The sequence below is a fragment of the Streptococcus pseudopneumoniae genome, assembly GCF_001072665.1.
Classification (GTDB): domain Bacteria; phylum Bacillota; class Bacilli; order Lactobacillales; family Streptococcaceae; genus Streptococcus; species Streptococcus pseudopneumoniae_S.
Genome location: NZ_JVJI01000089.1, coordinates 1 through 8,557, shown reverse-complemented (window position 1 = coordinate 8,557; position 8,557 = coordinate 1). Strand labels below are relative to the sequence as shown.

General features: G+C 40.0%; 11 protein-coding genes. 2 read left to right on the top strand and 9 right to left on the bottom strand.

Annotated elements, in window-relative coordinates:
- Positions 1-102: 102 nt before the first annotated feature.
- The 3 genes from rpsU to ADH52_RS04795 form a co-directional block, all read right to left on the bottom strand.
- Positions 103-279 (bottom strand): 30S ribosomal protein S21, encoded by a 177-nt coding sequence (gene rpsU / locus ADH52_RS04805; RefSeq protein ID WP_000048054.1) that lies wholly within the window; start codon positions 277-279, stop codon positions 103-105.
- 79 nt (positions 280-358) lie between these two features.
- Complete coding sequence (locus ADH52_RS04800; RefSeq protein WP_049510417.1) at positions 359-856, bottom strand: hypothetical protein; 498 nt, start codon at positions 854-856, stop codon at positions 359-361.
- Positions 857-932: 76 nt separating this feature from the next.
- Positions 933-1,640: a glucosamine-6-phosphate deaminase gene (locus ADH52_RS04795; RefSeq protein ID WP_000864591.1), complete on the bottom strand. Its 708-nt coding sequence runs from the start codon at positions 1,638-1,640 to the stop codon at positions 933-935.
- Positions 1,641-1,790: 150 nt separating this feature from the next.
- On the opposite strand from ADH52_RS04795, the gene queA reads away from it, so the two are divergent.
- Positions 1,791-2,819 carry a tRNA preQ1(34) S-adenosylmethionine ribosyltransferase-isomerase QueA gene (gene queA, locus ADH52_RS04790; protein ID WP_001090137.1) on the top strand — a complete coding sequence of 343 codons (1,029 nt, stop codon included), beginning with the start codon at positions 1,791-1,793 and terminating at the stop codon, positions 2,817-2,819.
- 81 nt (positions 2,820-2,900) lie between these two features.
- Here queA and ADH52_RS04785 read toward each other — a convergent pair whose 3' ends face one another.
- From ADH52_RS04785 to ADH52_RS04765, 5 genes are read right to left on the bottom strand one after another with little or no spacing between them, the layout of a single operon-like run.
- Positions 2,901-3,761: a YihY/virulence factor BrkB family protein gene (locus ADH52_RS04785; RefSeq protein WP_049510416.1), complete on the bottom strand. Its 861-nt coding sequence runs from the start codon at positions 3,759-3,761 to the stop codon at positions 2,901-2,903.
- A 27-nt stretch (positions 3,762-3,788) separates the two neighbouring features.
- A complete protein-coding gene (locus ADH52_RS04780) occupies positions 3,789-5,843 on the bottom strand; it encodes a cation:proton antiporter (protein WP_049510414.1) in 2,055 nt (684 codons plus the stop codon).
- An 11-nt stretch (positions 5,844-5,854) separates the two neighbouring features.
- Positions 5,855-6,109 (bottom strand): hypothetical protein, encoded by a 255-nt coding sequence (locus tag ADH52_RS04775; RefSeq protein ID WP_000361089.1) that lies wholly within the window; start codon positions 6,107-6,109, stop codon positions 5,855-5,857.
- Positions 6,102-6,659, bottom strand: a complete 558-nt coding sequence (locus ADH52_RS04770; RefSeq protein ID WP_049510412.1) for a tRNA (mnm(5)s(2)U34)-methyltransferase — start codon at positions 6,657-6,659, stop codon at positions 6,102-6,104. The genes ADH52_RS04775 and ADH52_RS04770 overlap by 8 nt, the downstream gene beginning before the upstream one ends.
- Entirely contained in the window at positions 6,643-7,599 is a 957-nt protein-coding gene (locus ADH52_RS04765; RefSeq protein WP_025169866.1) for a TIGR01212 family radical SAM protein, read from the bottom strand. Before ADH52_RS04765 ends, ADH52_RS04770 begins: the two co-directional genes overlap by 17 nt.
- A gap of 91 nt (positions 7,600-7,690) precedes the next feature.
- On the opposite strand from ADH52_RS04765, the gene ADH52_RS04760 reads away from it, so the two are divergent.
- Positions 7,691-8,050, top strand: coding sequence for a DUF3397 domain-containing protein (locus ADH52_RS04760; RefSeq protein ID WP_049510410.1), 360 nt, complete (start codon positions 7,691-7,693; stop codon positions 8,048-8,050).
- Positions 8,051-8,229: 179 nt separating this feature from the next.
- Here the strand turns inward: ADH52_RS04760 and ADH52_RS04755 are convergent.
- Positions 8,230-8,557, bottom strand: a 328-nt coding sequence (locus ADH52_RS04755) for an LPXTG cell wall anchor domain-containing protein (protein WP_049510409.1), incomplete at its 5' end; no start/stop codon positions are given.

Genomic DNA, 8,557 nt, shown 5'->3' with positions numbered 1-8,557 from the left:
GCTGTACTTGAGTACGGCAAGGCGACGTTGACGTGGTTTGAAGAGATTTTCGAAGAGTATTAAAAGAAAAAGGACTAGATTTCTCCAGCCTTTCATTTCTAATTAGAATTTTTTACGTTTACGAGCTGCTTCTGATTTACGTTTACGTTTTACAGAAGGTTTTTCATAGAATTCACGTTTGCGTGTTTCTTGAAGAGTACCAGCTTTAGTAACCGCACGTTTGAAACGACGAAGTGCGTCGTCAAGAGATTCATTCTTACGTACTACTGTTTTAGACATTTTTTTCACTCCCTTCAAGTTCAAGATCTATTCTATTTTACACGTAAAAGGAATAATTGTCAAGAGGAAACTAAGTTTTTTATTCTTCATAATGATTAATAATATAGTTCACCATCTCCTCCATATCTGCTTCAGATAAAGGTAATTCCCAGTTTGTTGTTTCCATTTTAAGAAAAGCATCCCTGACTTCAGATTTATTATCAGGCAACAAAATTATGCCGTCTTTTTCAAACATAATACCTATCCGATCATATAAGACATGAATATTATGACTATTTGGATCAATATCAAAAGACTGTAAAGAGATTAAGATTTCATTTCCTTTATAAGACAAATCAATATACATGTGATTTGATAAATCATACGGTCTAGATAAAGTACCTCCTGATGAGTAATTTCGTTTTCCACATCCTAGACCTGTCTTTACAAATGTATCAGTGCCATCTTTCTCTTTTAAAAATACTAAGTTTCCATCATTATCTTTCTTATTTAGAAGAAAGTCTATTATACTTTTTTTTTCTTCCGTTCTAGCACTCTTATACGCTTCTTTTATTTTTAGAAATTCTTCTTTATTCATGTGTCCTCCTATCGTAATGTTGAAGTTTTATATGTCTAAAACTACTTACTCCAAAGAGCAAGTGGTTCTTGTATTTTTACTTTTCAAGTAAGCTGAGCGCTTCAGCATCTGCAATGATGGTCACATCAGGGTGATTTTGTAGACTACTTGCAGGTAGGTTTTCGGTCACTGGGCCAGACACTGTTCCGGCAATGGCTTCTGCTTTTGATTCACCGTAAGCAAAGAGCAGGATTGACTTGGCATCCAAGATATTTTTAATCCCCATTGAAATGGCTTGGGTTGGGACGTCTTCAATCTTGTCAAAGAAACGAGCATTGGCTTCAATAGTCGACTGATCAAGTTCAACTAGATGCGTTTGACTGTCAAATGGAGTACCAGGTTCATTAAATCCGATATGTCCATTGCGACCGATTCCCAAGATTTGGAGGTCAACTGGATGGTCAGCCAAAATTTGGTTGTAGCGTTCAACTTCAGCTTCAGCATTGTCCTTAACCCCACGAGGCAAGAAACTTTCTTTAAATGGTTTTTGATTAAACAAGTTTTCTTGCATGAAGTAACGATAAGACTGTGGATTGTCTCCATCAAGTCCTACATACTCATCAAGGTTGACACTGGTTAGGTTTGAAAAATCAAGGTCACTTTCAACAATTTCCTTGTAAAATTCAAGTGGGCTACTTCCTGTCGCAAGTCCTAGGGTTTGAGCTCCATTGGCCAATTTTTCCTTCAAAATCTCGAAAGCAACTTTTCCACCTTCGATTTGGTTTTCAACTTTAATGACTTTCATCTTTTCATCCTCCGTTTTAATCTATATTTATTATATGGTATAGACCAATTTCTGTCAAGTGAAAACGATTTAATTTCTAAAAAAAGAGCGACTATACTTGAAACATGTTATAATGGATAGGATTAGAACTTAGAAAGAATGAACAGATATATGAATACAGCTGATTTTGATTTCCACTTGCCAGAGGAATTGATTGCCCAAACGCCCCTTGAAAAACGTGATGCTTCTAAACTCCTCATCGTCAACCGTGAAACGGGAGAAATGCAGGACAAACACTTCCACTCTATTATTGATATGTTGGAACCTGGTGATGCCCTTGTAATGAACGATACCCGAGTTCTCCCTGCCCGCCTCTATGGTCAAAAGGAAGAAACTGGAGGTCATGTGGAACTTCTCCTGCTCAAAAACACTGCTGGCGATGAGTGGGAAGTTCTGGCTAAACCTGCCAAACGCCTCAAGGTTGGCACTCGCGTCAGCTTTGGTGATGGTCGCCTCAGCGCTGTCGTTACGGAAGAATTGACCCACGGGGGTCGCATTGTCCGCTTTGAATACCAAGGAATTTTCCTAGAAGTCTTGGAAAGTCTGGGTGAAATGCCGCTACCGCCTTATATCCATGAAAAATTGGATGACCGCGAACGCTATCAAACTGTTTACGCCAAGGAAAGTGGCTCAGCCGCTGCCCCAACCGCTGGCCTCCACTTTACCAAAGAACTGCTGGCAGAAATCCAAGCTAAGGGTGTTCATCTAGTCTATCTGACCCTCCATGTCGGACTCGGAACCTTTAGACCCGTTTCTGTTGACAATCTGGACGAACACGAAATGCACTCAGAATTCTACCAACTTTCTGAGGAAGCTGCTGCCACCCTTCGCTCCGTTAAAGAAAATGGTGGTCGTGTCATCGCTGTCGGAACCACTTCTATCCGCACACTGGAGACTATTGGTTCCAAGTTTGATGGGCAAATCCAAGCAGATTCTGGCTGGACCAATATCTTTATCAAACCTGGCTATGAATGGAAGGTAGTGGATGCCTTCTCAACCAACTTCCACCTGCCAAAATCAACTCTGGTCATGTTGGTTTCTGCCTTTGCAGGTCGCGAATTGGTCCTAGATGCCTACCACCATGCCATTCAAGAACACTACCGCTTCTTTAGTTTTGGCGATGCCATGTTTATCTATTAGTTTTCACAATCAAAAAAGCGCATATTATCAAGGTTTTATAAAACCTGATAATATGCGTTTTGTAATGGATAAAGAATTGAGTTAATTTATTCTAAAGCTCGGATCTTTCAAACTCTGGACACTGGCATTGATAACCGCTCCGACAATTAAAATCTTAGCAATAAGAATAAACCAAAACATCATGACCACCACGACGACGGAACTGAAAAAGCGGACGTCCACTAGGTGATTGACATAGTTGTTAACATAGACTGAAAAGATATTGAGCAGTAAGGACAGAGTCAACAAGACAAAGGCACTACCCGGCAAAACATGTCGAATCCGTCGGACCTTAACATTGGGTAGGAAATAGTAGAGCATGACTAGGATGGCAAAAATCAGGGCATAAACCAAGGGACCTGTTAGGTCTTGCAGATAATCAAAGATAGGACTATCCGATTTCCAGTAGCTTTTGATAAGGTTGAGAAGCATACGGCCAAAGACACTGAGAAAGAGAGCTAAGGCAAAAAGGATTTGCAAGCCAAAACTGACTAGTAAACTCATCAATTGCTGGTAAATTAAACCTCTACTCTTAGCTACTCCATAGGCCTTATTAAAAGCTTTTTGGAGATAATTCATGGATTTTGAAAAAGTCCATAAAGCTGATAAGACCGCAAAACTCAGTAAACCTGTTGATGGCTGAGTCAGAACTTCCATTACAATTTTTGCAATAACATCATAAACCGTATCAGGCAAAAAACTATTAGTCACGTTTAAAAAATTGGAAACTGGAATCTGAAAATAAGGGAGGATATTGACCACCACCAAAAGCAGGGGAAATATCGAGATCAACCAATAGTAAGCTACTGCAACACTGGTCAACTCACTATCTGATGCTTGATAATAATGCAAAAAGGCTTTTAATAAAGGCTTATCTATCAGCTCTTTCCACCACTTCTTCATGTCACACTCCTTCACTTATAATCTTGATTAATTTCTTCTTACCAATTCCATCATATCATAAGGTAGGGTATTGGCAGCTTCCTTCAAGGAATAGTTTTCTAGGTTATTTACATTTTGTCGTAACTTCTTGGCATACTTGGTTGTAATCAATCGTTTTTCTTCATATTCGAAAATCAACTTGCGCTCTAGGTAATAGCCTCTTAGCATCTCATCAATATTATTAGGTTTAACACGATTGATAACCCGTTCGACAAAGGCACCACTAGTGATAATAGCCGTTTCACGAAGACGAGAATCCTGCATAAAGCTGATTAAAGAACTCTTATAAACCCCTTTTAGGTTCTCCAAACTTTCGATAATCATCTCTGTATTTTCTAGATAGAGCTCTGCAATTTGGTCATAGTCAAGGGCTCTGAGTTTCTGTGATTCTTCATTTTTCCAACTGCGGAAGGTCTTGCCAAGAGTAAAGACTTCATGGAGGAGAAAACGTAAAATCCGCAAGGAAACAAGGAAATAATAGGTCAATCGTGACGCAAACTTGCGATTGATACTTTGTTCCATGTTTTTCAAATATCGTTGGTAGACTCTATAGGCACGCTCACTCATCTTGTCCTCTTCGTAAGCCTGTTCTAAACCATCACTTTCAATACTGAGGATGAGAAGTTTCAAGGCCTCCCAGTCTTCTTGAGCCCCCTTATTTTCTTGATTCAGGATAAGGTTCTCTATTCGTCCATGGTAATTGTCAATAGCCGCATAAAGGGGAAGTTTATTTTTAGTGTCTTCCAACTCTTTTTCCAACTCTATTGTTACTTCATTCAAAATAGCGATATGCATGAGATAGTCCTTGCTTTCTTCCTGTTCATCAGAAAGATGAGGCAAGACCAAGAGACCTGTTAAAAAGCTGACAAGCGTCACACCTGCGACAAGGAAAAGTAAGATTGGATATTTCTGCTCTAAATCACTTGGTATCAGAAGAATTGTAGCAATCGACACCGTTCCCTTGACACCTGAGAAGGTTAAGAGAAGCATATCCTTCATATACTTATTTAACTTTTTCTTGAGGCGTCGGGTCCTATAAGCATAATAGCCATAGATCATGACAAAACGAATGGCAAAGAGGACAAAGGTAAGAACGACAAGAGACACCAGCAAGAGTAAGGGATTATAGATTGGATTGGTCAAGATAGGTTCTGCTATCATTTCCAACTCCATTCCCAAAATCACGAAGACAGAACCGTTGAGCATAAAGGTCACCGTATGCCAGACTGTCTCGGTCACCGTATCCACTTGGGCCTCGAGAAGCGTAATTTTCTTAAAGCGGCTTGCCTTTAAAATCCCCGCAACTACAACAGCAATAATCCCTGAAACATGTACTTCTTCTGCTAAAAAGAAGGTCACCAGAGGCAAACTCAATTCTAATAAAAGTTCGCTGGCAATATCCGTTGCGCGCACACTTAACAAAAAAGTATGGAGGAAACGATTGGTCATGGCTGTTAAAAAGCCAATCAAAAAACCGCCTAGGATTGAAAAGATGAGCGAACTACCAGCTTGGCCAAGAGAAAAAAATCCTGTTGTCCAAGCCGCCAAGGCCACCTGAAAGGCTACCAATCCAGAAGCATCATTCAAGAGTCCTTCACCTTTGAGGATATTGGACACGCGCTTAGGAAAGCTAAAGCGCTCAGAAAGAGAGGCAAAGGCCACCAAGTCCGTAGGACCAAGAGCTGCCCCAACAGCCAAGCAAGCTGCCAAGGGAAGGCTGAACCAAAGAAGATGGGCCAAGCCACCTAAACTCAGGGTCGAGATAAAAATCACTGGAAATATGAGATAAACAATGATTCGCCAGTGTTTTAAAATAGCCGTAATATCCGCTTCTTCTGACTCTCGGAAAAGCAAGGGCCCGATAACCAGGGCCAAAAACAACTCCGTATTGAGATGAAAATCGGTATTGGGTAAAAAGAGTCCAATCACAATTCCCAAAAGAATCTGCACCAATGGAAGCGGCAAAAAGGGCAGGAGCTTATTGGTTGTACTTGAGACAATCAAGACCAGTAAAAATAGGATGAGGTAAATCAATAATTCCACGCAATTCCTCCTTAGTCTTTTTTACAACAGGATTCAAATATCTCCTTCTGCTCTTTAATCTTTTGGTCAATCTTGGAACAATCCTTGTGCTCAATTTTTCGCTGGCACCGTTCCATTTCAAGAGCAACTAATTTTTTCTTGATTTTAAGCATTTTTTTGCTCATATGCACTTGGTCTAGCACACCCACTGCTCGTTCGTGGTGGGTTGATTCAACAAAATTCTGGCGCATAGCATCCAGCTTTTCACGTAGGTATTGTTTATCCATGTCTATATCTCTCTAATTTTTCAATCATTACTAAAAACGGTGGGTTGTTGACTTGGTTTAAGGTTCGGAAAATAGCAGCTGTGTACTCTTGTTGGTTCAACTGACTAACAAAATCCAAAACAGCATCTTTCTCGAGGTCGCCTCCTTCATGACCATAGTAAATCATGATAGCAATTCGTCCCCCTTTGACAAGTAAGCCACACAGCTTTTCTAATGCTTCAATCGTTGTCTGAGGCTGGGTAATGACTGACTTATCAGCTGACGGCAAATAGCCCAGATTAAAAATCCCTGCCTTGGCTTCTGTCACAAACTGGTCCAGTGTCTCATGGCCTTGCAAGATTAACTGGGCATTTGTCATTCCAACTTGGTTCAAACGCTCTTGCGTCTTTTCCAAGGCTTGCTCCTGAATATCAAAGGCATAGACTTTCTTAGCTAACTTGGCTAGAAAAAGAGTATCATGCCCATTTCCCATGGTCGCATCTACTACGATATCCTCTTTTGTCACTACCTCAGCCAAAAAATCATGTGCCATTTCAAGTGGTCTTTTCATTTTCAAACTCCTGTTTTACAGCCTTGCATCCTTGAACACTTCCACGACGTCGCATTTCAGTTTCAATAGCATTTAGCACTTCCCATTTATTGAGGCTCCACATAGGACCAATCAGCATATCCCTAGGTGCATCTCCTGTGATTCGATGGATGACGATATGCTTGGGAATGATTTCCAGTTGGTCACAGATGACCTTAACATATTCGTCCTGGCTCATCAACTGCAAACGTCCTTCGTGATAATCTCGTTGCATACGCGTATTGGTCATAAGGTGAAGCAAGTGTAGTTTAATTCCTTGAATATCGTTATCCGTAACACAGCGTCGGACATTTTCAATCATCATCTCATGGGTTTCACCAGGCAAGCCATTAATAAGATGGGAAACAATCTCAATCTTGGGATACTTTCTCAAACGCTTGACCGTTTCCACGTACAACTCATAGGAGTGGGCACGATTAATCAGGTCAGAGGTTGTTTCATAAGTGGTCTGCAAGCCCAATTCAACCGTCACATGCATGCGTTCCGATAACTCAGCCAAATATTCGATGGTTTCATCTGGTAAACAGTCTGGCCGTGTCCCGATATTGATTCCTACCACACCTGGCTCGTTGATAGCCTGCTCATAGCGCTCTCGAATCACTTCTACCTTTTCATGGGTGTTGGTAAAATTTTGAAAATAAACCAGATACTTCTGAACGTCTGGCCACTTACGGTGCATAAAGTCAATTTCCTTATAAAATTGCTCACGAATAGGCGCATCCGGTGCTACGATAGCATCTCCAGAACCTGAAACCGTACAAAAAGTACAGCCTCCATGAGCCACAGTCCCATCACGATTGGGACAGTCAAACCCCGCATCAATAGGGACTTTAAAGGTCTTTTCTCCAAATAGTTTTCGATAATAATCATTCAAGGTATTATAAGATTTCATAACTTTTATTATAACAAAAAACACCCACAATCTCAAAAGCCTGACTTTCCTATAAATTCCTCTGTTTCTCGTTTCCTTTAGCGATTTTTTATGATACAATATGGGTATGATTTTAATGAAATTAGCATCTATTTTATTATTGATACTGACCTTAGTAGTCTGCATTATCATAACCAAACTTTTTAGATTAAAAAAACTAGGACGAAACTTTGCGGATTTGGCTTTTCCAGTCTTGGTATTTGAGTATTACTTGATTACAGCTAAAACCTTTACCCATAATTTCCTCCCTAGACTAGGCCTAGCCCTCTCACTCCTAGCCACTATTCTCGTTTTTTTCTTCCTTTTGAAAAAACGTAGCTTTTACTATCCTAAATTCATCAAATTTTTCTGGCGTGCAGGATTCTTATTAACCCTTGTCATGTATATCGAGATGATTGTTGAATTGTTCTTAATGAAATAATTGAATCCCTAAACATTTTCTAGGGATTTTTGCTTTCTCTACAAAATAAGGTAGATAATAACACTATACAATTTTATACAAAGAAAATCCCTTAGAAACTTATATTCCAAGGGATTTATCTTCTATCTAAGACAAGAGTTTCTCTCCACTCTTTAATGATAACGAAAGTATCAAAATTTCTAGTCTTCTTTTTTACCTTTAGTGGCTACTAATCCTGCACTCAAACAGAGTAGAGCTAAACCTGCTGCTACTGTTTCTTGGCTTGTCACACTACCTGTATTTGGTAACTGGGCTTTATTAGTTTGACTAGCTTCACTTGGAGCAATTGGTTTTGTTTCTGCTTTTTCTGACACTTGTGGTTTTGTATCTACCGGCTGTACTGGTTTCGTTGTTTCACCAGCTGTACCAACTTCTAGGATACGATCTTGAGCAACAACTTTATCATAAGTTTCTTTAAGTTGGCGTTTTCCGTTTTCCACTTCGATCAAGCGAACACGGACTCCTTGT

Bases quoted from the DNA above. Each gene is read 5' to 3' on its own strand.
- rpsU (WP_000048054.1), bottom strand. From the start codon at position 279: ATGTCTAAAACAGTAGTACGTAAGAATGAATCTCTTGACGACGCACTT.
- ADH52_RS04800 (WP_049510417.1), bottom strand. From the start codon at position 856: ATGAATAAAGAAGAATTTCTAAAAATAAAAGAAGCGTATAAGAGTGCT.
- ADH52_RS04795 (WP_000864591.1), bottom strand. From the start codon at position 1,640: ATGAAAGTCATTAAAGTTGAAAACCAAATCGAAGGTGGAAAAGTTGCT.
- queA (WP_001090137.1), top strand. From the start codon at position 1,791: ATGAATACAGCTGATTTTGATTTCCACTTGCCAGAGGAATTGATTGCC.
- ADH52_RS04785 (WP_049510416.1), bottom strand. From the start codon at position 3,761: ATGAAGAAGTGGTGGAAAGAGCTGATAGATAAGCCTTTATTAAAAGCC.
- ADH52_RS04775 (WP_000361089.1), bottom strand. From the start codon at position 6,109: ATGGATAAACAATACCTACGTGAAAAGCTGGATGCTATGCGCCAGAAT.
- ADH52_RS04770 (WP_049510412.1), bottom strand. From the start codon at position 6,659: ATGAAAAGACCACTTGAAATGGCACATGATTTTTTGGCTGAGGTAGTG.
- ADH52_RS04760 (WP_049510410.1), top strand. From the start codon at position 7,691: ATGGGTATGATTTTAATGAAATTAGCATCTATTTTATTATTGATACTG.